Genomic DNA, 26,489 nt, shown 5'->3' with positions numbered 1-26,489 from the left:
TTATGAAATATAAGAAGCTTTTGATCGTACTGACAGCAGTGACGGCGCTTGGTATTTCCGGCTGTGGAAAATCATCAAAGGAAACAGCAGAGGTGACACCAACACCGGTTCCTACAGCCGCACCTACGGCTGCACCGGCTACATCCACACCGCTTCCCACATCTACACCTGCACCGAAGCTGATCGGTGTAAAGACCAGTACTGCAAAATTTGTTTATCTTACCAACAGCACGAAGGGAGAGATCCGTGAGATCTATCTCCGCGCGGCAGGAGGGGAAGAATGGGGCAAAAGTCTTGTTCCTGCAGAAGCTACCATCAAAGATGCGGAGCAGGTGCAGATGTATTACACCCCGGATTCTGCAAGAGATGCCATCTATGATATGAAGATCGTAGACGGAGACGGAAATGCCTATGAGATCTACAGTGTACAGCTGAGCGATATGGAAAAGGCAAAACTGATGATCGATAACGGAGAAGCATACCTGACCTATACAAGCCTCAGTGACAAGAGTGAGAAGAGCACTATTGGCAATGTGGAAACGGATAACAGTGAGGCGGACAGCAGTGATTCCGCAGACAGCACAGATGCTTCAGATCTGACAGACAGTTCTTCCGGTATCACGGATACTTCTTCTGACAGCAGCGATGGAAGCTATGACAACAGTGATGATGGAAGCTATGATAACAGTGATGATGGAAGCTATGACAGCAGTAATGACGGAAACTACGACAACAGCGATGACGGAAGCTACGACAACAGCAGTGATGATGGAAACTATGACAGCAGTGATGATAGCGGCGACTATGTAGATGACAGCGGCAACAGCGGAAGCGGTGACGATTCTCTTGACAACAGTACAGATACAGATGACAGCGGAGACGGAGAGATTGTCTGGGATGATAACGGAGACTGGTCAGAGGAATAAACCGGGATCCTGTAAACAGAGGGAAACATGGAACAGACATTTCTTGAAAAACTGAAACGAGTAAAACCTGGGGATCTGCTTCACATCATCAAGTTTATCCTGGCATTTCCCATTGCGATGGTCTACAGACTTTTTCGCAGGGATCTCTGGCTTCTCTGTGATACAGAGAATGAATGCCGGGATAACGGATTCTGGCTGTACAAATATCTGAGAGAAAATACCAGTGAGGATGCAGTGTACGCCATCAATAGAAAATCTCCGGATTATGCCCGGGTAAAAGATATGGGACCTGTGATCCAGTATGGAAGCTTCCGCCACTGGATCTACTATCTGGCTGCATCAAAAAATATCAGCTCCCAGAAAATGGGAAAACCAAACGCAGCCATCTGCTATGTGCTGGAGGTTTACGGAATCCTACGGAACAAGCGGGCGTTCCTGCAGCATGGGATCATTACGGCAGATCTTAGTTTTCTGTACTATCCGCATACAAAAATGAGCCTTTTTGTTACCAGTACCTATGATGAGTGGAAATATGTCAATGACCGGTACGGATATCCGGAAGGCTATGTGCAGGAGCTGGGACTGTGTCGTTTTGACCAGCTTCATGATATGAAGGTAAAAAAGAACCAGATCCTGATCATGCCGACCTGGCGTATGTATATCCGCAATGAGATCTCAGCCTCTGATCACGAGCTGGAAGCACAGAAATTCATGGAAACCGATTATTACCGGTACTGGGATGCACTTCTCAAGGATGAGAGACTGATCCGCTATATTGAGGAGAACGATCTTCAGATCATCTTTTATCCGCACAGGGAAATGCATCGGTTTCTGAAATATTTTCATGTGGATCATCCGAAGATCACAGTGGCGTCCTGGCCTGAGTACGATGTGCAAACACTCCTTAAAGAGTCCGCAGTGCTGGTGACTGATTTTTCCAGTGTGGCCATGGACTTTGCCTACATGAAAAAGCCACTGGTCTACTACCAGTTTGACAATGAAAAATTCCGGCAAAGTCATCATCAGATCGGGTATTTTGATTTCCGGAAAGATGGCTTCGGTCCGGTATGTGTAACGGAACAGGAAGTAACGGACTGGCTGATCCGCCTGCATAAGCAGGGATTTGCCAATGAAGAGATCTATCTGGAAAGACACGGAAAATATTTTGATCTGTGGGATACAAAGAACTGTGAAAGAAATTACAAAGCGATCAAAGAAATGTAACAGGTGGTGAAAAATTGCAGCAGTTAATGGAAGCTCCGGCGGAGATCAAGGTAAAAACCAGGAAATTTTCGCTGACAAAAGGAACCATAAAGATCAGTTTTGAGCTGGAAGGATCCAGAGGAAGGATCCGTTCCCTGAAGCTGAAACAGCGAAATGCAGTGCTGGATACAAGTTTTCCTTTTGAAATGCAGACAGCAAAAAAAGGAAATACGATCGTGTATCATGCACAGATCAATGTAGATCAGTATCCGATGGAAACCGCATTCTGGGATGTGGTGGCATCTGTGGATAAAGAAGGAAAAGGAAATTATGAGGATGCGATCCTGGGAGGCTTAAGTTCAAAACTTAAACTTAAGCTGATCCTTTTTCCAAGATGGACCAGAACCGGGGATGGGCATATGGTTTATCCCTTTGTCAACGGAGCAAGGCAGTTTACCATTCAATACCGGAAATATGATCCGAAATATGACAGCTATGCATTTATAGCAAAAGAATTTCTTGCATTATTCTGCTATTTTATCCTGAAACCTTACTGGGATCATAAGAAATTATGGCTGATCTGCGAGAAATACTGTACAATGGCACAGGACAACGGCCTCTATTTTTTCCGGTACTGTATGGAGCATGCACCGGAGAAGGACAGAAGTCGGATTTTTTATGTAATAGATAAAAAATGTCCGGATTATCAGGCTGTAAAAGAGTATGATGCCAATGTGATCCAGTTCATGTCATTTAAGTACATGATCTATCTCAGCGCTGCACGGTATCTGATATCTACCGATGCAATCCGGCATTTTTATATCTGGGATTCGCCCAACAGCATCTACAAGGTTCTGTATCAGGCACGGAAGAACATCGTATTTCTCCAGCATGGAGTGATGGGCTTCAAGCAATGCCACAGGACCTTCCATAAAGGCGGAGGCAATCAGATGGCACTGTTTGTGGTGTCTTCGGGTTATGAACAGAAGATCATCCATGATTATTTCGGATACGATAATGAAGAGATCATTATCACCGGACTGGCCAGATGGGATGTGCTGGAGGACAAGTCGGATCCGGCTCATAAAGAGATCCTGCTGATGCCTACATGGAGAAGCTGGCTGGAGGATATCAGCGAGGAGCAGTTCAAAAAAAGTGAATACTATCAGCGTTATAAAGCATTTCTGCAGGATGAGAGGCTTAAGACTCTTCTGGAAAAGGAAAATATCACGCTGAATTTTTATATCCATCCGAAATTCCGGGAACATATCCGGAGCTTTCAGGTGGAAGACAGGCATATCCGTCTGATCCCATTTGGGACTATGCCGCTGAATCAGCTTCTGATGAGCTGTCATATGCTGATCACCGATTATTCTTCTGTTTCCTGGGATGTCTACTATCAGGAAAAACCGGTGGTATTTTATCCCTTTGATCTGGAAACCTATGAGAAAGTCCAGGGAAGCTATATGGACTACAAAAAAGATGTTTTCGGAGATCTGGCATGGGATCAGAACCAGCTGGTAGACCTTATCGGAGAATATGCGAGGAACGGATTCCGTGAAAAACCGGAATTTTCAGGAAGAAGAGATGAGCTTCTTCCCTACAGGGACAATGACAACAGCAAACGAATTTATGAATATATAGCCAATGCTCAAATACCGGACAAACTGAAAAGAAGGCTGAAAGAGAAAAAATTTTAATGTAAGGATACAAAAGGAGCAATATGAACAGGGAGTATGAATTTTCAGTAGTTGTTTTTGCAAAAGATACCGCAAAGCTTTACAGAACCTTTAAAAATGTACGTGAGGTCACACCGGAAGGAACGGTACAGATCCTTGCAGTATGCATTGCAGGAGATATGGATATTCCTGATGAACGGGACATGCGGGAGCTGGAGGAAGCCGGAGAAAAGGAGAAAGAGCTCAAGGACGAAGAGCTGGATAAGATCTACGGAGAGTTCAATCCGGAGGATCCTCGTTTCCGGGAGATGCTGGATGACCGGGATCTTTTATATATTGACGGACTGGAATGCGGGGATCTTGTGGCGGAGCTGAAGGATAAGATAGCCGGAAGCTATGTTGTTTTTGCAAAAGCCGGAATCCGTTTTTCCCCAAAATCCAGTGCAGAGATCAGACGCTGCTTTGAGGAAGAAAACAGAGATGTTGTCCTAACAAAGATCCGTGGAAAAGGAAATATCTATGTGCGGGAGCATAATAATTACTGTAACCGTTTCACCGAAAAAACAACGCTGGATAACAATGTATATCTTCTGCATCAGCTGTATACCGCTTACACATTTGCCGCAGATCAGGTGAAATGGGTATCCGAGATCCGTCCGGAGATCTGGTATCTGGATGTGATGACCATGGTATATCAGTCCGTTGTAAGCTGCCGGAGTCTGGGAGTGGCTTCAGGGGAAGATATCTATGTGCAGATCCTTGCGGACCATCTCATGGTGGATGATTGGAAGAATATGCTGCAGGATCCGGACCAGCTGGAGGTATTTTATCAGGAATTTTTCCGAAAGATCGCAGACTGCAGAATAAAAGAAAATCCTGTTCATGAAAAAAATGCAGATTATGTGCTGCTGTATTACAGCGCAAAAATAGCTGATATCATATTTGATAACGAGAAGCTTGATGAAGAGAAAAAGTGCAGATATGAGGAAGGTATCGAAAGCTTCCTGAAGCAGATGGAGTTTCCGGAGATCGTGATGTCCAATCAGCATATCAGCAGGGCAAACAAAGTATATCTTCTCCGGAAATATTATCCGGATATATGCAAAAAATTTCCGGATCAGGCAGACACGATCCTGAATCCCATATATGACAATCTCCGTGTCAAGATATTCCAGCCGGAAAAAGACCAGCTTCACTGTGAATTTTCCATTGTGGAGCCTGTGAGCAGGACAAACCGTGCATATATGATGACTGGTGGCAACACCTATGAAGCCAGATGGAAATATACACTGGAAAGAACCGGCTGGTGCAGAGAAGAAAGTGCCGTTGAGAAGCTGTATATCGTGGACATTCCGCTTTCCGAGATCCGGGAGTTTATCAGCTGGGGCACAGGCACAGATGGACATATAAACAAAATGTACAATATTTCCTACGGAAAATATGTGCCATTTACAAAGAAGCTGCCGCTTTTCCTGCATATAGAGGATAAGCTTCTGTATCTTAACGAAAAAGTCCGGATGATCCGTGGAGAGGATCAGGAAGATGCAAAGGTTCTGGGCCATCAGTATGAAGTAACGGTAGAGCCATACAGTCAGAGCAGGGAGAAACAGCTGAAGAAAAAACGCACCAAAGCAATATTTTCTCAGGGAAAGGCCGGAAAAAAGGCAGTTCTCGTGCGTAAGCTCTACGAGATGCAGAAGGCGAAGCAGAAAAAGCAGATCTGGCTGATCTCCGATCGTACAACACGCGGAGATGATAACGGCGAAGTGATGTTCCGCTATCTCTGCGCCAATCCGGACCCTACGGTGGAGCCGTACTTTGTAGTCAACAAGGATACACAGGATTATGTGGAAATGAAGAAGCTTGGAAAGGTTGTGGAGCCTTTCTCCTGGAAGCATAAGCTTCTGTTCCTGCTGAATGAATTTTCACTGTCCTCCCAGGCTAACAAACCGGTGATCAATCCTTTTGGAAAGCTGGAGTATCTGTACCGCGATATCATCTATGACAAAAAGCTGGTATTTTTACAGCATGGTGTGACCAAAGACAACCAGTCCAAGTGGCTGAACAAATACAACCGTAATCTTTTCGGATTTATCGTCAGCACAAAGCCGGAATATGATTCTGCCTTTACCTATGACTATTTTTATCCGGAAAAAAATATCTGGCTTACGGGAATGCCGCGTTATGACCGTCTGGTCCATGATGAGCGTAAGTATGTGACGGTGATGCCTACCTGGCGCAAAAGCCTTTCCTCAGGAACCGATGCCAGAGGGGTATGGCAGCTTGGAAAAGAATTTCAGGAAAGCGAATATTTCCATTTTTATGATGATCTTCTCAACAACGAAAGACTTCTGGGAGCGGCAGAGAAGTACGGATATACCATCTGCTTCATGCCTCACCCCAATACCATTGACGGTCTGCATATGTTCCGTCATGATCCACGGGTAAAATTTATGGATTCGTCTTATTCCTACAAGGACATTTTTGCTCAGACCGATCTGATGATCACGGACTATTCTTCGGTTGCCTTTGATTTTGCATATTTGAGAAAACCCATCGTATACTCCCAGTTTGACAGAGACAGCTTTTTCAGTGGCGCGCATTCCTACACAGAGGGATACTTTGACTATGAGAGAGATGGCTTCGGAGAGGTGGAGCATACACTGGACGGAACTGTGGACCGGATCATCGAATATATGGCAGACGGCTGTCAGATGAAAGAGGAATATCGGAAACGAATGGATGAGACCTTTGCATTTAATGACCGTAACTGTTCCAAACGAGTTTATGAGAGGATCATCGAGAATCGGTAATATGGAGGTTGGATTTTGGAAGGAAAGCAGGCAATAAAGTTTGATAAATATAATTCTCAGGCGATGAAGGGCATTGCCATTGTTATAATGCTGTTCCATCATATGTATCTGAGTCAAGACAGATTTGAGGGGCTGAATGTTGTTTTCACTCCGTTTTCAGCAGATCGGATCATGTATCTGTGCAGAACATTTAAGATCTGTGTACCGATCTATGCATTTATTTCCGGATACGGACTGTATCTCAGTTACAGAAAAAATAATTCTACACCTGGCAAGTGGACAGCCAAAAGACTGATAAAAACAATGGGAGGGTTCTGGATTATATGGGGGCTTTCTGTTGTGAGCTCACAGCTTTATAACGGCTATGCCGTGGCCAGATATTTCGGAAACGGGAATATTGCCAAAGGTGTTAGCGCAATGGTGCTGGATTTTTTTGGTCTGGCGAAACTTTTCGGAACTTCGACTCTGAACGGAACCTGGTGGTATATGAGTGCGGCGATCATTTTTATCATCTGTGTGCCACTGTTTATGATAAAGGAAGAATATCTGGTATTTATTCTTGTGGCTGTTGCGGCATTTCCACGGATAATTTCCCTGGAGGTTATGGGAATTACGGGTATTTATGCATTTTTACCGGTATTTCTCATGGGAATGTGTGTAGCCAAGTATGATCTGTTTAACCGATGGTTTAAGATATGGAATGCTGGAATGAAGCATGTTTTCAAATTTCTTCTGGAGCTTCTTGCGGTGTTTATTTTGTATAAAGCGTACAGAACTTTGCCGCTGACGGTATACAGTGAGATCCACTGGGGTGTGTATCCAATTGTATTTATGGCATTTTGCTGCGAATTTATTAATGTCATTCCGGGAGTGCGACAGATTTTATTGTTCCTCGGAAAACATTCCATGAATATATTTCTGATACATACATTTATAAGAAAATATTCTTTTGTGTATGTGAGTGGATATTTTCTGACCAATACACTGACGCTTCTGCTGGCTTCACTGGCAGTGTCCATAGCGCTGGAATGGCTGAAAAAGGTAACCGGCTACAACCGCCTGATCCAGAACATCTGCATGAAAATAGGATAATAAAGATAAAGGAGAAAGACCTGTCATTGTCTGTGGCAGGTCTTGTTAAAGTATGAAAGCAAAAAAAACAGTTTGTATATATTGGTTGATATTAATAGTGGTTTTTGGAGGAATTATTGGTATCAGAAGTACAGAGATAAAGGTCGAGGCTGCTGAAAGAACGGTACGATTTTGGGATAACAGTGGAAATTATCTTCAGAAATCTGGCGGGAACTGGTATTTGAAAGATTCTAAGAAGCGAAAACTTACCGGATTACGTTATTTGTCAATTCCAAAGACAGAGTTTTTAAAAACAGGATTTTATATGTTTGATAAAAACGGAAAACTTTTGAGAAAACAATCCGTGTATTATTTTGATAAAAAGACAGTTTCTGGTGTCCGCTTTGATAAATACCACATCACAGACTCCAATGGAAGAATTTCAAAGGGAGAGCGTGGCTTTGTAAACGTAGCTGAACAGAAGGTACGGGGCAAAAAAATTATCGCAGGCATTTATTATGTGGAAGCGTACGGAAAACTGGCTGATCGTGGAACAGTACGCTATATAAGACAGAGAAGATTCGGTGGGCGTAATTTTAAAAGTGGTTATTATTATTTCTATGGAACCGGAAGAATCTGCATGCGTCCGTCTTTTCATAAAGTGAACAAAACAGTTCAGGGAAAAAAGTTTAACGGAATCTATTATTTTGGCAATGATAATGGGAGAATGGTACAGAAGGCAGGGTGGGTAACCTGTGAGGGCCAGCAATATTATGTAGACCAAAATGGAAAAATGCTGGTGAACCGGTGGAAAGATGGTTATTACCTGAAATCGAACGGAACCATTGCGAAAAATATGAAAACACCGGATGGTCAGTATGTGGACTGGCAGGGAAGAAAAAGTACAAGATCAGAGTATGCTCTAAGTGCATTTAAATCGGAATTGGAGAGCTTTGTTTCTGCCTACGGTGGAAACTGGTCTGTTTATATAAAAGATCTGAAAACAGGAAATGTTGTAAACATAAATGATCGGGAAATGTATCCGGCAAGTACGATCAAGGCATTTGTGATGGCGTCGGTCTATGATCAGATCCGTCAGGGAAAAATGCAATACAGCTCCGGTGTGTACAGCTTGCTGTGGGATATGATCACTGTCAGTGATAATGAATGTTATAATGAACTGGTAAGGCGTCAGGGAGGCGGAAGCTTTGTAGGAGGAACGGCTGTAGTGAACCAGTATCTTCGAAAGAACGGTTACAAAAATACCGGTTGTCACAGTTCCCTGCATCCATCTTCTTCTGCCTGGAGCAGTGATGGCTGGCGTAACACGGCATCTGCAAAAGATTGTGGGAGACTCTTAGAAAAAATCTATCGAGGTCAGTGTGTTTCTCAACAGTATTCCAGAGAAATGCTAAATCTTTTACTGCATCAGACGAAACGATACAAAATTCCATCAGGTCTTCCGACAGGTATAGTATGCGCGAACAAAACTGGTGAGACAAGCTCAGTTCAGCATGATATGGCAATCGTCTATGGAAAGAAAACAAATTATGTATTATGTATATTTTCAGAAGGCGCTTCCGAAGATCATTTACTGTACGGAATTCGTTCGATTTCTTCAAGAGTATATCAATATCTGAATAAATAAAGATCAGCCAGCAGTCATAGGATCAAGAAACTTCCTTAATTGGGCAAAAATAAGGAGTGATCATTGACGTGCTGGCTGATTTTGTATTATCAAAGAAATGGTTGTGGAAGAATTTTTTACATAAGCGTTTTTCTTAGCCCTAAATATGCCGGATATTTCCGGTGTTAGTAGTATCGTATCCGGTTTGAAGAGCTAAAAACCGGCGGAAAGGTTCGGATGCAATGGTTTCCGCTACGGCCTGAAAGCCGGGGGTGCTCAGATTTTTGGTCTGCATAACCAGGAAGAGTGATTCTTGGCAAACAGGAAGAAAATCCAGCTCCGGAAAGTTTCTCGCTACACAGGCCTCGCCAAGAGCTATGTCTGCCTGTCCGCCAGCCACTGCAGCAGCCGTGGAGTGATCGGTAACAAGCTCATTTCGATATCCGGATATGGAATCCGGTGAAATTTCGGAAGACAGAAGTGTACGGTCAAGAAGGATGCGACGGCTGCTTCCTTTTTCGCGGTTCACAAAAATAATATCTGCCCGTGTAAGATCAGAAAATCCCCGGATATTCTTGGGATTTTCTTTTTTTACATAGAAGCCGACGGGATATTGACACAGAGAGATCACAGTCAGTGGGATACCGGGTATAAGGCTATGGATATCTTCCGGTGAGGCGGATGCACAGGCAATGTGGACTTTTTCAAAATAGAGAGAATACAGTCCGTTGTAGGTATTCATGTGAGACTGCAGAACAGGCAGATTGTCCGGGTGTGTGGGAAGCTGATTCAGGAGAAGATCCAGAGCCGGAGAAGCCTGTCCGCTGATGATCAGTCCACTGGAATGCAGAAGATAATCCCTTTTCAAAAGAGAACTCTCCGGCTGGTGATCATAAGACTGAGCAGAAGACGCAGAACATTCCGAACCCTTAAGATACTGAGACAGCTGTTCCTCGCTGACCCGCAGCTGTTTGCCGACTTTGGAGGAGGAAAGCTCTCCGCGTTTGATCAGGTCATATACTGTGGATTTTTTGATCTTTAGTTTATCTGCAACTTCCTGTGCTGTGTAGACTTTATTCATCGATACCTACCATAACATTGGTTGCCTTAATAACTGCGTAAGCATCAGAGCCTACTTTCAGTCCAAGTTCTTTCACCGCCGCACAGGAGATGGTAGCAGTGATGATATTTCCACCACCGATATCGATGGAAACGATGGAATTTACAGCTCCCTGGTTGATGTTGATGATTTTTCCTTTTAACTGATTACGTGCACTGAGTTTCATAAGTAATTCTCCTTTTCTTGAATATTGAATGAACCGGATCAGGCAAGTTCTCTGCTTCCGTTGTGCAGAGCAATGAACCTTGTGTGGGATTTGTCTGTATCAGGAGTGCTGTAAGCCACTCATGATAAGAAACGAAGCGGATCGTGAACATCCGCCTGGCTTGTCAACTATGTATTTATGATAGCACTTGTAGAGAAAAACAGCAATGCCTTATAGCTTGACAAGAAACTTTTCTTTCGGTAAAATTAAACAAAACCATTCAAAACTAAACAAAACTGAACGAAACGGAAAAGGAGAGAAACAAAAGATGAAGAAAAAAATCTTAGCAGCCCTTACCGCGGGAATTTTAACAACAGGCCTTATGACCGGAACTGTTTTTGCGGCGGACACAGAAGTGAAAGGTGATGAGAACCTGAAGGGAGAGGTTTATGCATTTATTGCTGCCAGCCTCAGCAATTCCATGGAGGAGATCCAGAAGGATTTCAATGAGCTTTATCCGAATGTAACGATCTATTACAGTGCAGACAGCTCAGGTACACTGCAGACACAGATCGAGGAAGGTGCACGCTGTGATCTTTTCTTTTCAGCAGCAGATAAACAGATGGATGCCCTCACAGAGGATAAACTGACAAAGGAAGACACCGTTAAGGATCTTCTTGAGAACAAAGTCGTTCTGATCAGACCAAAGGACGGAGAGACAAAGGTAACAGGATTCGAGAATATCACAGACGCTGAGAATATGGCGCTTGCAGGAGAGGATGTTCCGGTGGGACAGTACGCCCGTGAGATCTTTAACAATCTTGGAATCATGGACGATGTAAACAAAATGGAGATCAACGAGTGCAAGAATGTAACGGATGTACTTGCAGCAGTCAGTGAAGGAAGTAATGAGGTTGGTGTTGTATATGCGACAGATGCTGCGTCTGTTACTGATAAAGTAGATATCATCGCAGAGGCGCCGGCAGACAGCCTTAAGACGCCGGTTCTTTATCCTGTGGGACTTATCGAGGACAAGGAAGCATCGGAAGACGATACCAGGGCAGCAGAGGCTTTTCTTGATTATGTGGAGTCTGACGCAGCAATCAAGGTATTTGAGGACTATGGATTTACAGCATATGAGGCTGAGGATTCCGAGGATGCCACAGAAGCTTCTGCAGACAACACGGAGGCTGAGGACAGCACAGCTTCCGCAGACAGCACATCCAAATGAGTATGGTGTAGAAAACCGGCAGGCAGTAAATATTGAAACACAGTAAATGCCGGCACAGGAATGAAATATGACAGAATTTTTGAGAGAAATAAACTGGAGTCCTCTGTGGATTTCCTTAAAAACAGGTCTGGCAGCCACAGTGATCGCTTTTTTTCTGGGAATATTTTGCGCCCGGAAGATCATGAAGCTGAAGCCGGGAGCCAGAGCAGTACTGGACGGGATCCTTACTCTTCCGCTGGTACTTCCTCCTACAGTGGCTGGATTTTTTCTGCTACTGATCTTCAGCCTGAAAAGGCCCTTCGGAAGCTTTCTTCTGGATAATTTTGATATTAAGATCGTGCAGACCTGGAAGGGCTGTGTGGTCGCAGCGGCAGTGATTGCATTTCCGCTGATGTACCGCAATGCACGGGCTGCTTTTGAACAGGTGGATATAAATCTTATCCATGCAGGTCAGACTCTGGGGATGAGCGACAGCCGGATCTTCTGGCGGGTAGTCATGCCGGCGGCAGGACCGGGGATCGCATCCGGAACAGTGCTGGCATTTGCACGCGCGATCGGAGAATATGGCGCAACCTCTATGCTTGCCGGAAATATCCTTGGAAAAACCAGAACAGTTTCTGTTGCCATTGCATCAGAGACAGCAGCCGGAAATTACGGAACTGCAGGCTTCTGGGTCGTTGTGATCGTGCTGATCTCCTTTGTGATCGTAGCGCTGATCAATATCGTATCCGGAAGAGGAATGAAAACAAGAAGGTGGATCTGATGGCAGTCAAAGTAAATATCGAAAAAAACTTCCGTGATTTTTCCCTGAAGGTAGATTTTGAAGGCAGTTCGGCAGCCATTGGGCTTCTTGGTGCTTCCGGCAGCGGAAAAAGCATGACCTTACGCTGTATTGCAGGGATCGAAACACCGGATAAGGGAAGGATCGTTATCAATGGAAAAACAGTGTTTGATTCTGAAAAAGGGATCAATTTGAAACCGCAGAAGCGACGGATCGGATATCTGTTTCAGAATTATGCGCTGTTCCCAACCATGACAGTGGAACAGAACATCCGCTGCGGTTATCGTGGGGAAAAATCCTCCGCCAGAGAAAAAGTGGCAGATCTGATCCGGCGATATCATCTGGAGGGGTTGGAGAAGCGCCTGCCCTCACAGCTTTCCGGCGGACAGCAGCAGAGAGTGGCACTGGCCAGAATGATGATTGGAGAGCCGGAAGCTATTCTTCTGGATGAGCCGTTTTCCGCACTGGACGGTTACCTGAAGGATGTGCTCCAGCGGGAGATGCAGGATTTCCTCAAGGACTATCCGGGAGATATGATCCTTGTGACACACAGCAGAGATGAGGCCTATAAATTCTGCAGGGAGCTTTCCATTGTACATGAAGGCAGAATCCTTGTGACAGGGGAGACAAAGCAGCTGTTTGAGAGACCGGGACTTCTGGAGGCAGCAAAGCTTACCGGCTGTAAGAATTTTTCCAGAGCGGAGAGGCTGGGACCTCACGAGATCTATGCGGCGGACTGGAAAATGAAGCTCCATACCGAAGAAAATGTAGATGAGGATATTACCCATGTAGGGATCCGCGGCCACTGGATCCGCCCGGAATCAGAGCCGGGTGAGAACTGTATGGCAGTGCAGGTAGACCAATACATAGAAACTACATTTGAACATCAGTATATGATCCGAAACAAAGCGGAAGAGAATGCTGCCGGATTATGGTGGATGCGTCCCAAAAACAGCTTTACGGAGGATCCGGATAAAGATCTTCCGGAATATCTGTATCTTCCACCGGAGCATCTGATGCTGCTGAAATAAAGAAAATCCCGGAAACAGACATTATTTGCTGTTTCCGGGATTTTTTGTGCACCTGCATTTTTGATGGATTTTTGCGGACAGGAGCTATTTTCCGTGATTTCCGGAATAGGTGATGTAATCGGACACCATCATGGCAAGCTTGAAGGCCAGTGCATCCTCAAAGGTACGGATATCCAGGCCAAACCGCTTCTGCAGCTTTTCAAAACGGTACACCAGAGTATTCCGGTGCACATAGAGCTGTCTGGAGGTTTCAGAAAGGTTCAGGTTATTTTCAAAGAAGGTCCGGATGATATTGAGGGTTTCGTCGTCAATAGATTCCAGGGATTCTTCTCCGAAGATCTCGCCTACAAACATGTTGCAGACCTGAGTGGGAAGCTGATAGATCAGACGTCCGATGCCCAGACGGTTGTAACCGAAAACGTTTTTGTCAGCATAAAAGATCTTGCCGACCTCCAGAGCAGTGCGGGCTTCCTTGTAGGCATCGGAAAGCTCCATGATATCATCTGCAACATTGCTGTAGGAAACCCAGGCAGAGGTCATGGCCTCTGTATTGAGCATATCCACCAGCATGCAGGCGATACCATCCAGCTCTTCGTAGCTTTCGGTGCTCTGAAGCTCACGTACTACGATGATGCCGGAATCATCCAGTGCAGTGATAAAATCCCGTGTACGGGCAGAAAAGATGTTGCGGATGGTAGCCAGGGCATTTTCGTCCTTGTGCTGCTTGGTTTCCACAAGAAATACCGCACGGCGGGCAGAAGGTGTGATATGAAGACGGGCAGCCTTGTTAAAAGCTTCTACCTGGGAATAGCGGTCCAGGAGAAGATTCTGCATAAAGGAGTTCTTGTCTGTTTTTTCCGTATAGGCGGTGAGGAGACTTTCTACCTGGCAGACAGCAAGCTCTCCGATGGTAGAAGCCTGCTCTCCGGAGCCCCATACGATCAGAAGCATATTGCTCTGAGGTGTGTTGTTCAGCTTGTACAGACTGCAGCTGCGGTTGGAGATGCATAAGGCAGGATCCTCCCGGAACTGAGCAAGCTTTTCAGAAGAAGGAAGTCGGTGGTCCCCTGTGGAAATGTATATCTGGTCATTTTCATCCAGAATACAGAAATCAAGACCGCTGATCCGGTTCCAGTCATCCAGACATTTTTGAATTGTTTGCTGTATTTTCATAAAAAGCGTCCTTTCTGATGTGAAATAAAACTAGTGAAATAAAAAGAAACCCCGGGAAATCATATCCCCCGGGGTTACATTCTGTTTTTATGATTCGACGAGAATTAGTTTGTGATAGTAAGCTCTGTCTCTTTGTCGAAGAAGTGAGCTTTCTCCATATCGAATGCAAATCTGATCGGATCACCGGTCTTAGCTGTTGTACGAGGATCAACTCGTGCTGTAACCTGAGTTCCGTCAACATCGAAGTACAGGAATACTTCAGCACCAAGAAGCTCGTAAACTTTAACTACGGAGTTCATTGGTTTGCTTGGAGATGTCTCAAGGAACATCTGAGAATCATGGATATCCTCAGGACGGATACCAAGAACAACTTTCTTTCCAACATAGCCTTTGTCTTTCAGGACTTTAGCCTTAGCTGCCGGAACGATAACCTCATGCTCACCACCGATCGTAGCAACTACATTGCCGCCTTTTTCGGAGATAACAGCATCAAGGAAGTTCATCTGCGGAGATCCCATGAATCCTGCAACGAAGAGGTTGCCTGGTTTCTGATACAGGTTCTGTGGTGTATCAACCTGCTGAACAACACCGTCTTTCATAACAACGATTCTGGTACCAAGTGTCATAGCCTCTGTCTGGTCATGTGTTACATAGATGATAGTAGCGCCAAGTCTCTGATGGATCTTGGAGATCTCGATACGCATCTGTACACGAAGCTTAGCATCCAGGTTGGAAAGAGGCTCATCCATAAGGAATACCTTAGGATTACGAACGATAGCACGTCCCATTGCAACTCGCTGTCTCTGACCACCGGAAAGAGCCTTCGGTTTACGATCAAGAAGCTTGTCAAGGTCAAGGATTCTTGCTGCTTCACGAACAGCCTTGTCGATCTGGTCCTTCGGAACTTTACGAAGTTTAAGTCCGAATGCCATGTTATCATAAACTGTCATATGAGGATACAGAGCGTAGTTCTGGAATACCATTGCGATATCACGGTCCTTAGGCTCAACATCGTTCATGACTTTGTCACCGATCTTAAGTGTACCACCGCTGATCTCCTCAAGACCTGCGATCATACGAAGTGTTGTAGATTTTCCACATCCGGATGGTCCTACGAAGATGATGAATTCTTTGTCTTCGATCTCCAGGTTGAAATCTTTAACTGCCTGGAAGCCGTTCGGATAAGTTTTATTAATGTGAGATAATGATAAACTTGCCATTGTTGTTTCCCTCCAAAATTAATATATTGTTTTACGTAATTTCCTTTGCTGGTTAACAGTATATCGAAAATGAGAGAAAAGGGCTAGAGCTGAATCTTACAAAGTTTCCGGCAGTTTCTTGTCATTCTGACGAAAAAACGAAAGGGGATTTTTCGTCATTTTGTCAAAACGACGGTTTCCTATGTACAGGTTCACGAAACATTATATGGTATTCAGGCAGAATCCTCAATATGTAAAAAAGTTCAAAGGAGTTATTTACAACTAACCTAAGTTGGAGTATACTAACTTATTAGATAAAAGAAAAGTTTTCTCAATAAAGGAGGGATCAGAATGCATATTGCAGAAGCCGAAACAGAAGAGAAAAAAACAGGATGCTACCGACATACAGAGATGCAGAGGGATCTTATTATAGAGAAACTGAAGGAGAAGGGGCTCCGCATCACCAGACAGAGAAAGATTCTTCTGGACATTATCCTGGAGGGAGAGTGCTCCTGTTGTAAGGAAATCTATTACAGGGCTTCCGCACTGGATCCGAAGATCGGTGTAGCTACAGTATACCGTATGGTCAATACGCTGGAATCCATCGGTGCTATCAGCCGAAAGAATATGTATCGCGTGGCATGCAGCACAAAAGGCGTCTGCACAGTAGAACTGGATGATGATACGATATGCCATCTGTCCGGACAGAAGCTTAATGAAGTGATCCTTGCAGGACTTCGGGCCTGCGGGGAGATCAGTGAACAGAATATCCGTACCCTGGCGCTGCTGCCTGTTCATGAGGTCGGGTGAGTATGGAAAAGCTATGGCACAATATAATAGGAAAGAAGAGGTTTGTACAGACTAAGAATTAGATAGATTAAACTATTAGTAAAAATTAACTGTTAGGCAAAAATAACTGAAAATTTAATGAATTGTGTTGAATTCACACAAAAAACACTGGACTTTTTTTTACAGACATTTTATAATAATGAAAATATCGGGACGGACATGAAAAATCCTCACCGGGAATCAGAAAAAAATAAAAATCATATATCAGGAGGAAATTATTATGGCAGACTTTAAATTCAAAAAATCAGGACTTTTTGCAGCAGGCGTTCTTTTCGGCACAGCAGGAATCAAGATCCTCACAAGCAAGGATGCGAAGAAGCTTTACACAGGATGCACAGCAGCCGTTTTAAGAGCTAAGGACTGCATCATGAAAACAGCTACGAATCTTCAGGAGAATGCTGAAGATATTTATGCTGAAGCTAAGGAGATCAATGAGGAAAGAGCAGCAGCTGAAGAGGCTGTAGAGGATGTTGAGACAGAAGCAGAGGAAACTGCAGATGAGGATGCATTCAAAGAAACAGCAGAAGAGACAGAAGAAGCAGCAGAAGAGACAGCTGAGTAAAGAGGCGATTTTCCGTGAAATTTTATATCAAACATGAGACAAGAGGCCGGCTTCGTATCCATCTTGCTCAGAAGAGGATGAGCTACGGGCAGGCAGATACGCTGTTGTATTATCTCGAGAATCTTGATGGAGTGGTTTCTGCCAAGGTATATGAGAGAACCTGTGACGCAGTTGTAAATTATCGGGGCAGCAGAGCTGCGGTTATCCGTGGTATCAGCGAATTTCATTATCAGGATGTAGAGGTTCCTTCACAGGTGCTGCAGAGCTCAGGGAGAGCACTGAATGCAGAATATCAGGAGAAGCTGATCTCCAAGGTGATCTGCCATTACGGAAGAAGGCTTTTTCTGCCATATCCGCTGAATGCCATTTATACAACAGCTACTTCCCTGAAATATATCTGGAAGGGAATCGATACACTTCTTCACCGTAAGATCGAGGTGCCGGTCTTGGATGCCACTGCAATTGGAGTGTCTGTATTACGTCAGGACTTTGGTACTGCAGGCTCCATCATGTTCCTGCTTGGGATCGGAGAAATCCTGGAAGAGTGGACGCACAAGAAATCCGTAGGTGATCTTGCAAGAACCATGTCCCTGAATGTTGGCAGGGTATGGCTGAAGAAAGAGGATCAGGAGATCTTGGTAGAGTCCGGAGAGGTCCAGCCGGGAGATGATGTTGTTGTACGTATGGGTACCGTAATTCCTTTTGACGGAAGTGTTACAGATGGAGAGGCTATGGTCAACCAGGCTTCTCTTACCGGAGAGTCTGTACCTGTATGCAAGAAAGAGGGCAGCGTTGCCTATGCAGGCACTGTTGTGGAGGAAGGTGAGATCACCATCTGCGTAAAGACGGTAGGTGGTTCCAGCCGCTATGACAAGATCGTTACCATGATCGAGGAGTCTGAGAAGCTGAAATCTTCTTTGGAGGGAAAGGCAGAGCATCTGGCAGATAAGCTGGTTCCCTATACTCTTGGAGGAACAGCACTTACATATCTCCTTACCAGAAATGCCACCAAGGCCCTTGCGATCCTGATGGTGGATTTCTCCTGCGCGCTTAAGCTTGCAATGCCGATCTCTGTATTGTCTGCGATCCGTGAGGCCGGTACACATAAGGCTACAGTTAAGGGCGGTAAATATCTGGAAGCAATGGCTGAGGCAGATACCATCGTATTTGATAAGACAGGAACTCTGACAAAGGCGAAGCCAACCGTTGTGGATGTGGTTCCTTTTGACAACAATGATCCGGAGGAGATGCTGCGTATCGCCGCATGTATGGAAGAGCATTTCCCACACTCCATGGCCAAGGCTGTTGTCAGTGCTGCCAGGAAGAAGCATCTGGCCCATGAGGAGATGCATTCAAAGGTTGAATATGTAGTAGCGCATGGAATTTCCACTACGATCGAAGACCATAAGGCCGTGATCGGAAGCTATCACTTTGTATTTGAAGATGAGAAATGTCTGATCCCGGAGGATGGCAAGGAGAAATTCGACAATATTCCGGAAGAGTATTCCCACCTGTATCTTGCCATTGACGGACGCCTTGCGGCCGTGATCTGTATTGAAGATCCCCTTCGTGAGGAGGCGAAAGTTGCTGTAGAAGCACTGCGCGGGGCAGGGATTTCCAAGATCGTTATGATGACAGGGGACAGTGAGCGTACAGCAGCAGCCATTGCCAGACGTGTGGGAGTGGACGAATATTATTCCGAGGTACTTCCGGAGGATAAGGCCAACTTCATCGAAAAAGAAAAGGCAGCCGGAAGAAAGGTTATCATGGTAGGTGACGGAATCAATGATTCTCCGGCACTTTCCGCAGCCAATGTCGGTATCGCCATCAGTGATGGTGCTGAAATTGCCCGGGAGATCGCAGATATTACTGTAGGTGCAGATGATCTTCAGGAGCTTGTTGTTCTGAAAGAGATCAGCAATGCACTGATGAAGCGTATCAGACGCAATTACCGTTTTATTATTACCTTTAACGCAGGTCTTATCGCCTGTGGCGTTGCAGGTATCCTGCAGCCGACTTCATCCGCACTTCTGCATAATACCTCCACACTGGCGATCAGCCTGAAGAGTATGCAGAATCTGCTTCCATAGAAAATTTTTAACCGAATCAAGTAAGTCCCCTGCAGGATTGCGAATATCCGCTTGACAATAAATATAAAAAGCCGGCCAGGTTATCGAAGAGATAAGAGCTTCGTACCTGGCCGTTTTTTTAGGCTGCTCAGACGTGGATTACAGGTATCAGCCTGAAGGTGTATGAAGTAAGTTTTATTCCTGAGGAAAGGGTTCGCTTTCCAACGTCAGTCCGTCAGTCATATGATAGCGTTTCTTTTGGGTATCCGAACGGAGAGGCCGGGTATGAAGGCTTCGGTACCTGGAGGGGCTCATATGATAAAATTTTTCGAAGGTATGTGCAAAATGCTGCCGGCTGTTGTATCCGGAAGAAAAGGCAATATCCGTAATGTGCAGAGTACTGTTGCACAGAAGAAAGGCGGCCTGTTCCATACGCTTGCGGTTGATATAGGTATTGATGGTGCAGCCGTTTTTTTCTGTAAAGAGCGCCTGCAGGTAGGATTTGTTGATCCCTGCATATGCGGAGATGGCAGGAATATCAATGTCTTCCAGATAATGCTCGTCAATATAGCGGAGCGCTTTTTTCAGATAGACGATTCTCTGGGTGCTCCGGCTGGAGCGGGCGCAGAATGCAAGCTCTGTAAGCATACGGTTGAAAAGAAGAAAGAAGAGAAATTCTTCCTTTTGTATCTGACCGGAATTTTGTTGTAAAAAGGTGAGCAGATCCTTCAGGCTGTATCCGAAGCTGCGGGAATCCGCGCCGGAGCAGAAGCCCTGGGAGGCTTCCATAAAATTCCAGAACTGGGAAAATCCGGGATCCTTTTTCAGGAGAAGCTCCAGAGCAACCGGACTTTTTTCGGGAGTAAGGGAAAATTCCAGATTCAGGATCGAGCAGGGAAAACCATCCGGAATCTCCAGCCTGTGAGGTACATCCGGCCGGATAAAGATAAATTGCCCGGATTTCAGTGGGAATTCCGTGTCCTGTGTGCCATCCAGGCAGAAAACCCGGCAGGAACCGGAGGTGATATACATGATCTCATAGCTGGAATGTGTGTGATGCTCCATATGATAATAAGGCAGGGAGAGAGCATAAAAAGCAGAAATATGGAAATATCGGGAAGAGTCCTGGAAAATATCTGGCATGAAAAAACCTCCTGAGTATGCTGCGAAGCGGAATGTAAATATTTCAGCTGTAAATTGCGAGTCGGACAGATGCAGATATTCGATTAAATCGCCCTACATGTCTGACTGACTGTACTCTTTACTGTCAGCAAACAGTATATCACGCAAAAATAAATACGACAATATATTGCATTTTTACATTCAGGGGATGATACCTGTCACCTTATAAAAAAACAGATATTATACTGTGATCAGAATCAGAAAAACGGAGGGTATTTTCTATGAGCTATAAAAATGAAAACATGAAAATGATCGAATTACATGAGAATGGCCTGGATATCCAGTTTCGTATCCGGGAAAACGGCGTGGTAGAGCTGGCAGATTTTTCTTCACAGGAAGTAAAAAAAGCAGTCATGGAGCCGAAGGATGATATCTGTTATCCGGCTGTTGAGATCCACAGAAGCGGCACAGGAAGCTTAAACATGCATGCCTACAAAAACAACATCAATCAGTCCTCTGTGGATTTTGTTTATGAGAACCATGAGCTGAAGGCACAGGCCGGCGGAAAAGAGCTAGAGATCGTAATGATTTCCCCGGAAAAGCTGAAGGCAGTATATCATATGCGCCTGTTTGATGGAGTGCCGGCAGTACAGACTTGGACAGAGATCATCAACGAGGGAAGCGAGGATCAGGGGCTGACCTATGTTTCTTCTTTTATGTATCAGGGAATTTCCAGAGGCGGCGAGAAGCCTTATTATAAAAAAACAGATATCTATGTGCCGTTTAACAGCTGGTGCTGTGAGGCACAGTGGCAGAAATATGATGCAGAAACGCTGAATTTAAACGGAATGGTCGTAGATGGCTTCAATCATCAGGGATATGGCCTGAACCGTTATTGTTACAGTGGAAAGGGCACCTGGTCTACCTGTGAGTATCTTCCCATGGGAATTGCCGAGGACAGAGAAACAGGGGAGACGTATATTTTCCAGATTGAAAGCTCCGGACAGTGGCTGGCAGAATATGGCTCTGCACAGGGCGGAAATCTGTATCTTGCCTTAAGCGGCGCCACAGAGCAGGAGCATGGCTGGTATAAGAATCTGAAACCGGGAGAAAGCTTTACAACCGTTCCGGCAGGGGCAGCGGTTGTAAAAGGTGGCCTGAATCCGGCAGCAGCGGCACTGACCAGATATCGGAGAAAAGTACGCAGACCGAATACGGACGATGAGAAGCTGAACGTGGTATTTAATGATTACATGAATTGCCTGATGGGAGACCCTACAACGGAGCGGGAGCTTTCCATCATTGACAAGGCAGCAGAGCTCGGATGCGAATATTACTGCCTGGATGCAGGCTGGTATGACGACGGATTCTGGTGGGACCGTGTCGGGGAATGGAAAGAAGCATCCGGAAGATTCCCCAATGGTCTGCAAGAAGTCTGCGATTATGCACACAGTAAAGGCCTGAAAATGGGACTCTGGCTGGAAATCGAGGTTATGGGAGTTGCCTGCGAGCTGGCAAACAAGCTTCCGGATGACTGGTTTGTCTGCCGTCATGGAAAACGCCACATTGACAATAAACGCTATATGCTGGATTTCCGCAATCCGGAGGTACGGAAATATTGCCGTGATGTAGTAGACAGATTGATCAATGATTACGGTGTAGAGTACTTTAAAGTGGACTATAACGTAACCATGGGATATGGAAGTGATCTGAACAGTGACAGCTGTGCAGATGCCATCCGTGAGCATTATGAATGTCTTCACCAGTGGTATGAGGAAATCTTCCGGGATCATCCGGAGCTTGTTGTGGAGAACTGCGGTTCCGGCGGACAGCGTATGGATTATGGTATGCTGAAGATCTTAAGCCTGCAGTCTACCAGTGATCAGACAGATTATCTCTACAATGCCAATATCGCTGCCAATGTAGCCAGTGCGGTAACTCCGGAGCAGGGTGGTATGTGGGTATATCCGTATGAGGATGAAGAAGAGCATGTGATCTACAATGTAGTAAATGGTATGCTTCTCCGCCCATATATCAGCGGTATGGTATGGAAGCTGGGCGAAAATTCCATGAACCGTATGAAGGAGGGAATCTCCCTGTATAAGGAGATCCGTGAGGAAGTCCGTGACGGCGTGCCGTTCTTCCCGCTTGGTTTTGGAACTCTGAAATCTGAAGTTCTTGCTTACGGAGTGAAAGCAGAGAAGAATACCTATCTTTCGGTATGGACACCGAGAACAACAGAAGCAGTGATCCCGCTGGAAAATGCAGAGCAGGTCCGCAGAGTATCCGTGATCTATCCGAAGGAAGAGATGTGCGGATATAAGATCGAAAATGGAAATCTTGTAGTGAAGATGCCACAGGAAAAAGCGGCCAGACTGTTTAAGATCGAGATGAAATAGAAAAGCGTGAAAGACCGTAAGTTTGACGAAGAGGCGTGGGCAAAAATAAATGGAAAATAAAAGAGCGCCGGCATTTTTGCCAGAAAGCTCATCAGTCTGAATGAAGTTGTAAAGATCCCGGCTGTGTACCTGAATTATAAGAAATACAGATGGGTGAAGGATCTGACAGTGAAAAGCGAATAGAAACAGAAAACAGCAGAGCTGTATGTCCCGGGATTACAGGGAATATACAATTCTGCTGTTTTATTTTATGAGTTTATCTATTTTCTGCAAGATATTCTTCTGTAAGAGCAACCGCATCCGTGATACACTGTGGGCAGCTGCAGAGAACCTTGCCTGTCTCCACACCTTTTAATTCACGGCAGATACAGGAACCGTTTTTTTCTTTGAATTTCTGGATATAGGTGCGGAGCTTTTTGTAAGTGTCACCTTTGGAGCCGGAACCTTCTTCAGTGTTTCCGCGGCTGTTGGAAAGTCCGATGATCATAGCCATACCGGAAAGAGCACCGCACATTTCCATAACACCCATTCCAAGGCCGAAGCCCTCGGCAATACGGAACATCTCGTTTTCATCGATGCCAAATTCCTGGCAGAAAGAACAGGCAACTGCCTGTGCACAGTTACAGCCATTCTCGTGTAATTTTGTAGCGTGTTCAGCTTTTGTACTCATGATTTCTTATCCTCCTGATTTCAGATCGCAAGCATATTTTTGATCGCTTCCATATAGATCAGGACTGCTTCTTCCATGCCGGAGACCAGGATAAATTCATCGGCTCCGTGGATGCGGTAGTCAATTCCCTCTTTTTCAGGTCCGAAGGCTATGATGTTTTTGAGGGATTTTGCGTAAGTGCCGCCTCCGATGACCATTGGTTTGTGTTCGGTATCGCCAGTCACATCTGTGTACGCTTTGTAAAGAGCATTTACCAGCGGAGATTCTCTTGGGAAGAATAACGGGGCAACAACCTTTATGATCTCAATACGACCGTTTTTATCTTCCAGTCTGTCCTGGCACATTTTGCGGATATCGGTCTCATTAAGAGTTACCGGAACACGGATATCGATGGTACAGGAAATGACACCGTTTTCTGTTTTTACGATTCCGTTGCATAACGTCAGATCGCCGTATTCATCTGCAAATTTCAGACCAATGCCGGAGCCGTCACATGCAGTGCCGATATGGGAGTTATAGAATTCCACAAAGTCATCTTCAAAGCCTGCTTTTGCCAGACATTCAAAGGTTACTCCTGCAGCATTGACACCGAGATGGGGAGTGCTGGCATGAGCCGGAATACCTTTGGCGTAGATGGTGAGCTCACCATTTTCTTCGGTTACCTTATATTCCTGGAGCTTCGTCCGGGAAAGTGCGGATTCCAGCTTTTCCTTCAGACCGTCCTCATCGGGAACAACGGTTGTACAGGTGTCACACATTGCATTGGATACAAAACCGCCGTTCATGGAGATGATCCGGGTGTTTTTTGAGCAGGCGATCATGGCAAGCTGACCTTTTTCACCGTGGATACATGGGAAGCTGGCATCCGGTGTGAAACCGCAGGAAAGTTCTTCTGCTACCTGATTGTAGTGATCCATACATTTGGAACCTGTTTCCTCGTTGCAGCCCATGATCAGGCGGACTCTTTTGTTCAGCTTCACGCCGTGGTCGCGGAGAAGCTTCATGGCATAGAGCGCTTCCAGGATAGGGCCTTTGTCATCAGTGGTCCCGCGGCCGTATACATGATCGTCTTCACGGGTAAGGCGGAACGGATCGTAGGTCCAGTCTCCGCCTACAGGAACGATATCCAGATGACCGGCGATGCCGACGATCTCATCGCCCTCACCCATTTCGGCATAACCGCAGTAGTTATCCAGGTTTACGGTTTCAAAGCCAAGTTCTTCGGCAATCTTCAGTCCCTCTTTCAGGGCTTTTGCAGGACCCTCACCAAATGGTTTTCCCTCGGAAGGGGTACCGAGCTGGGAGTCAATGGCAACCAGTCTGCCAAGATTTGTGAGCATTTCTTCTGATAATGCGTGGATTTCCTCTTTAATATCCATATTGATTTCCTCCTGTTTACAGCGTTCCGGAAAGTGACAGGATGGAACGCTGATGTTATGAGCTCTATTATAGCATAGATTGTAATGAATGGCAGAGTAGATTTTTACCTGTTGAAGACGTACCGATCCATTCGACGGAAGGCTTCTTCTATGCGGGAACGGGGTGAGGCCAGATTCATTCTCAGGTGGCAGGGACCGAAAAACATCCTGCCGTCCTGGACGGCAACGCCGACATCCCAGCAGGCTTTTTCCACATCTTCGATTGTTTTGCCATGGGCAGCACACCAGTCGGTGCAGTCGACAAAGAGCATATAGGTGCCTTCCGGCCTGGAAACGTTGACACCCTTAAAGTGCCGGTCAATGTAATCACAGGCAAAGCTTACATTTCCGCTTAGTACTTCGCATAGTTCATCGGTCCATTCATAGCCTTCAGGCTGATAAGCGCCAAGCAGAGCGTGCATGGACAGAACATTCATCATATTATAATGGCTCAGACTGGACTCCTTCAAAATACGATCCCGCCACCAGCTGTTGTATACAATGTGATAGCTGCCAACAAGTCCTGCCAGATTAAAGGTTTTGGATGGAGCGTAGAAGGCCGCTGTACGCTGGCGGGCATCTTCGCTGACGGACTGGCTGGGGATATGCTTATGGCCATTCAGGATGAGGTCAGACCAGATCTCGTCTGAGATGACGTAGACATCATATTTTCGGTACAGCTCCATGGCTTTTTCCAGCTCCCGGCGTTCCCACACGCGTCCGCAGGGATTGTGTGGATTGCAGAGAATGGCAGCGTGGATCTTCTTTTCACGGAGTTGTTTTTCCATGTCTGCATAATCCATTCTCCATATGCCGTTTTCATCCCTTACCAGCGGAGAATGTACGGCCTCGTAGCCGTTGTTTTTCAGGCTTGAGGTGAAGCCTATGTATGTCGGGCTGTGGACCAGGACGTTATCACCGCGGGAGCAGATGCAGTTCAGTGCACTGATAACTCCGCCCAGAACGCCATTTTCATAGCCAATGTGCCTGGGCTTCAGACCGGTGACACCGTGGCGTGTTTCCTGCCAGCGGATGATGGCTTTATAATATTCCGGCGGGGCTTCGAAGTAACCGAAGGCCGGGTGACTGGCCCGTTCGATGATCGCCTGCTGTATGGTAGGTACAGTAGGAAAGTTCATGTCTGCTACCCACATCGGGATGGCATCGAAGCCCTCCTTCGGCGGGGCAGGAGAGAAACCATCGCCCTTCAGGCCGTCTACTGCAATGGAATCTCTGCCATGCCGGTCAATGATGGAAGTGAAGTCGTATTTCATATGAATGCTCCGTTACTGAAAACTTATAAAAAGTTATAAACTTCTATGTTTCATTCCTACTTCAACGAGTATGCTTTTGATGATATAAATATCTATCTACTCACAAGTTCTTGTACTCTCCATAGGC

21 protein-coding genes are annotated in these 26,489 nt (G+C 45.6%); 13 read left to right on the top strand and 8 right to left on the bottom strand.

The features are described from left to right. Positions 1 to 2: 2 nt before the first annotated feature. Genes DMI82_RS05835 through DMI82_RS05810 form a run of 6 tightly spaced genes read left to right on the top strand, consistent with a single transcriptional unit; the run spans position 3 to position 9,340 of the window. Positions 3 to 926: a hypothetical protein gene (locus DMI82_RS05835; RefSeq protein WP_110102799.1), complete on the top strand. Its 924-nt coding sequence runs from the start codon at positions 3 to 5 to the stop codon at positions 924 to 926. A gap of 27 nt (positions 927 to 953) precedes the next feature. Continuing rightward, positions 954 to 2,150, top strand: coding sequence for a CDP-glycerol glycerophosphotransferase family protein (locus tag DMI82_RS05830; protein ID WP_110102798.1), 1,197 nt, complete (start codon positions 954 to 956; stop codon positions 2,148 to 2,150). Between the two features lie 14 nt (positions 2,151 to 2,164). Next, complete coding sequence (locus DMI82_RS05825; RefSeq protein ID WP_110102797.1) at positions 2,165 to 3,829, top strand: CDP-glycerol glycerophosphotransferase family protein; 1,665 nt, start codon at positions 2,165 to 2,167, stop codon at positions 3,827 to 3,829. A 23-nt stretch (positions 3,830 to 3,852) separates the two neighbouring features. Further along, entirely contained in the window at positions 3,853 to 6,621 is a 2,769-nt protein-coding gene (locus tag DMI82_RS05820; protein ID WP_110102796.1) for a CDP-glycerol glycerophosphotransferase family protein, read from the top strand. Positions 6,622 to 6,636: 15 nt separating this feature from the next. After that, on the top strand, positions 6,637 to 7,713 hold the full coding sequence (locus tag DMI82_RS05815) for an acyltransferase family protein (RefSeq protein ID WP_110102795.1): 1,077 nt from the start codon (positions 6,637 to 6,639) through the stop codon (positions 7,711 to 7,713). A gap of 52 nt (positions 7,714 to 7,765) precedes the next feature. Beyond that, complete coding sequence (locus DMI82_RS05810; RefSeq protein ID WP_110102794.1) at positions 7,766 to 9,340, top strand: serine hydrolase; 1,575 nt, start codon at positions 7,766 to 7,768, stop codon at positions 9,338 to 9,340. A 139-nt stretch (positions 9,341 to 9,479) separates the two neighbouring features. Here the strand turns inward: DMI82_RS05810 and DMI82_RS05805 are convergent, their stop codons facing one another. Both DMI82_RS05805 and DMI82_RS05800 read right to left on the bottom strand, forming a co-directional pair. Further along, positions 9,480 to 10,400, bottom strand: coding sequence for a substrate-binding domain-containing protein (locus DMI82_RS05805; protein WP_110102793.1), 921 nt, complete (start codon positions 10,398 to 10,400; stop codon positions 9,480 to 9,482). Beyond that, positions 10,393 to 10,605 carry a TOBE domain-containing protein gene (locus DMI82_RS05800; protein WP_110102792.1) on the bottom strand — a complete coding sequence of 71 codons (213 nt, stop codon included), beginning with the start codon at positions 10,603 to 10,605 and terminating at the stop codon, positions 10,393 to 10,395. The genes DMI82_RS05805 and DMI82_RS05800 overlap by 8 nt, the downstream gene beginning before the upstream one ends. Before the next feature lie 307 nt (positions 10,606 to 10,912). Between DMI82_RS05800 and modA the strand changes: the two genes are divergently transcribed. The 3 genes from modA (at position 10,913) to DMI82_RS05785 (ending at position 13,627) form a co-directional block, all read left to right on the top strand. Beyond that, positions 10,913 to 11,815: a molybdate ABC transporter substrate-binding protein gene (modA, locus tag DMI82_RS05795; RefSeq protein ID WP_110102791.1), complete on the top strand. Its 903-nt coding sequence runs from the start codon at positions 10,913 to 10,915 to the stop codon at positions 11,813 to 11,815. A 67-nt stretch (positions 11,816 to 11,882) separates the two neighbouring features. Further along, a complete protein-coding gene (modB, locus tag DMI82_RS05790; RefSeq protein WP_021651929.1) occupies positions 11,883 to 12,578 on the top strand; it encodes a molybdate ABC transporter permease subunit in 696 nt (231 codons plus the stop codon). Next, positions 12,578 to 13,627 carry a sulfate/molybdate ABC transporter ATP-binding protein gene (locus DMI82_RS05785; protein WP_110102790.1) on the top strand — a complete coding sequence of 350 codons (1,050 nt, stop codon included), beginning with the start codon at positions 12,578 to 12,580 and terminating at the stop codon, positions 13,625 to 13,627. Before modB ends, DMI82_RS05785 begins: the two co-directional genes overlap by 1 nt. 84 nt (positions 13,628 to 13,711) lie before the next feature. Here DMI82_RS05785 and DMI82_RS05780 read toward each other — a convergent pair whose 3' ends face one another. Both DMI82_RS05780 and DMI82_RS05775 read right to left on the bottom strand, forming a co-directional pair. Next, positions 13,712 to 14,800 (bottom strand): PucR family transcriptional regulator, encoded by a 1,089-nt coding sequence (locus DMI82_RS05780; protein ID WP_110102789.1) that lies wholly within the window; start codon positions 14,798 to 14,800, stop codon positions 13,712 to 13,714. Between the two features lie 104 nt (positions 14,801 to 14,904). Further along, positions 14,905 to 16,020, bottom strand: coding sequence for an ABC transporter ATP-binding protein (locus DMI82_RS05775; protein WP_015527387.1), 1,116 nt, complete (start codon positions 16,018 to 16,020; stop codon positions 14,905 to 14,907). A gap of 330 nt (positions 16,021 to 16,350) precedes the next feature. Between DMI82_RS05775 and DMI82_RS05770 the strand changes: the two genes are divergently transcribed. The 3 genes from DMI82_RS05770 (at position 16,351) to DMI82_RS05760 (ending at position 19,500) form a co-directional block, all read left to right on the top strand. Next, positions 16,351 to 16,809: a transcriptional repressor gene (locus DMI82_RS05770; RefSeq protein ID WP_021651932.1), complete on the top strand. Its 459-nt coding sequence runs from the start codon at positions 16,351 to 16,353 to the stop codon at positions 16,807 to 16,809. Between the two features lie 259 nt (positions 16,810 to 17,068). After that, positions 17,069 to 17,410, top strand: a complete 342-nt coding sequence (locus DMI82_RS05765) for a DUF6110 family protein (protein ID WP_110102788.1) — start codon at positions 17,069 to 17,071, stop codon at positions 17,408 to 17,410. Positions 17,411 to 17,424: 14 nt separating this feature from the next. Next, complete coding sequence (locus tag DMI82_RS05760; RefSeq protein ID WP_110102787.1) at positions 17,425 to 19,500, top strand: heavy metal translocating P-type ATPase; 2,076 nt, start codon at positions 17,425 to 17,427, stop codon at positions 19,498 to 19,500. Between the two features lie 174 nt (positions 19,501 to 19,674). On the opposite strand, the gene DMI82_RS05755 is transcribed toward DMI82_RS05760, so the two are convergent. Next, the gene (locus DMI82_RS05755; protein ID WP_110102786.1) at positions 19,675 to 20,622 is read right to left on the bottom strand and encodes an AraC family transcriptional regulator; all 948 of its coding nucleotides are present in this window, start codon (positions 20,620 to 20,622) and stop codon (positions 19,675 to 19,677) included. A gap of 260 nt (positions 20,623 to 20,882) precedes the next feature. Between DMI82_RS05755 and DMI82_RS05750 the strand changes: the two genes are divergently transcribed. Next, on the top strand, positions 20,883 to 23,000 hold the full coding sequence (locus DMI82_RS05750) for a glycoside hydrolase family 36 protein (protein WP_110102785.1): 2,118 nt from the start codon (positions 20,883 to 20,885) through the stop codon (positions 22,998 to 23,000). 256 nt (positions 23,001 to 23,256) lie between these two features. Here DMI82_RS05750 and DMI82_RS05745 read toward each other — a convergent pair whose 3' ends face one another. From DMI82_RS05745 to DMI82_RS05735, 3 genes are all read right to left on the bottom strand, one after another. Next, entirely contained in the window at positions 23,257 to 23,670 is a 414-nt protein-coding gene (locus tag DMI82_RS05745) for a C-GCAxxG-C-C family protein (RefSeq protein ID WP_022426236.1), read from the bottom strand. A 20-nt stretch (positions 23,671 to 23,690) separates the two neighbouring features. Continuing rightward, positions 23,691 to 25,049, bottom strand: coding sequence for a M20 family metallopeptidase (locus DMI82_RS05740; RefSeq protein ID WP_092073111.1), 1,359 nt, complete (start codon positions 25,047 to 25,049; stop codon positions 23,691 to 23,693). A gap of 104 nt (positions 25,050 to 25,153) precedes the next feature. Further along, complete coding sequence (locus DMI82_RS05735; protein ID WP_110102784.1) at positions 25,154 to 26,362, bottom strand: MalY/PatB family protein; 1,209 nt, start codon at positions 26,360 to 26,362, stop codon at positions 25,154 to 25,156. Positions 26,363 to 26,489: the final 127 nt, after the last annotated feature.

The sequence above is a fragment of the Blautia sp. BCRC 81119 genome, assembly GCF_003184505.1.
GTDB lineage: Bacteria > Bacillota > Clostridia > Lachnospirales > Lachnospiraceae > Blautia_A > Blautia_A fusiformis.
Note: the sequence above shows the minus strand (reverse complement) of the source record. Positions and strands in the feature narration are given on the sequence as shown.

Excerpts from the sequence above, each read along its gene's own strand:
- DMI82_RS05830 (WP_110102798.1), top strand. The coding sequence starts at position 954 with ATGGAACAGACATTTCTTGAAAAACTGAAACGAGTAAAACCTGGGGAT.
- DMI82_RS05835 (WP_110102799.1), top strand. The coding sequence starts at position 3 with ATGAAATATAAGAAGCTTTTGATCGTACTGACAGCAGTGACGGCGCTT.
- modA (WP_110102791.1), top strand. The coding sequence starts at position 10,913 with ATGAAGAAAAAAATCTTAGCAGCCCTTACCGCGGGAATTTTAACAACA.
- DMI82_RS05740 (WP_092073111.1), bottom strand. The coding sequence starts at position 25,049 with ATGGATATTAAAGAGGAAATCCACGCATTATCAGAAGAAATGCTCACA.
- DMI82_RS05805 (WP_110102793.1), bottom strand. The coding sequence starts at position 10,400 with ATGAATAAAGTCTACACAGCACAGGAAGTTGCAGATAAACTAAAGATC.
- DMI82_RS05765 (WP_110102788.1), top strand. The coding sequence starts at position 17,069 with ATGGCAGACTTTAAATTCAAAAAATCAGGACTTTTTGCAGCAGGCGTT.
- modB (WP_021651929.1), top strand. The coding sequence starts at position 11,883 with ATGACAGAATTTTTGAGAGAAATAAACTGGAGTCCTCTGTGGATTTCC.
- DMI82_RS05770 (WP_021651932.1), top strand. The coding sequence starts at position 16,351 with ATGCATATTGCAGAAGCCGAAACAGAAGAGAAAAAAACAGGATGCTAC.
- DMI82_RS05820 (WP_110102796.1), top strand. The coding sequence starts at position 3,853 with ATGAACAGGGAGTATGAATTTTCAGTAGTTGTTTTTGCAAAAGATACC.
- DMI82_RS05810 (WP_110102794.1), top strand. The coding sequence starts at position 7,766 with ATGAAAGCAAAAAAAACAGTTTGTATATATTGGTTGATATTAATAGTG.
- DMI82_RS05735 (WP_110102784.1), bottom strand. The coding sequence starts at position 26,362 with ATGAAATACGACTTCACTTCCATCATTGACCGGCATGGCAGAGATTCC.
- DMI82_RS05745 (WP_022426236.1), bottom strand. The coding sequence starts at position 23,670 with ATGAGTACAAAAGCTGAACACGCTACAAAATTACACGAGAATGGCTGT.
- DMI82_RS05800 (WP_110102792.1), bottom strand. The coding sequence starts at position 10,605 with ATGAAACTCAGTGCACGTAATCAGTTAAAAGGAAAAATCATCAACATC.
- DMI82_RS05780 (WP_110102789.1), bottom strand. The coding sequence starts at position 14,800 with ATGAAAATACAGCAAACAATTCAAAAATGTCTGGATGACTGGAACCGG.
- DMI82_RS05755 (WP_110102786.1), bottom strand. The coding sequence starts at position 20,622 with ATGCCAGATATTTTCCAGGACTCTTCCCGATATTTCCATATTTCTGCT.
- DMI82_RS05775 (WP_015527387.1), bottom strand. The coding sequence starts at position 16,020 with ATGGCAAGTTTATCATTATCTCACATTAATAAAACTTATCCGAACGGC.
- DMI82_RS05785 (WP_110102790.1), top strand. The coding sequence starts at position 12,578 with ATGGCAGTCAAAGTAAATATCGAAAAAAACTTCCGTGATTTTTCCCTG.
- DMI82_RS05750 (WP_110102785.1), top strand. The coding sequence starts at position 20,883 with ATGAGCTATAAAAATGAAAACATGAAAATGATCGAATTACATGAGAAT.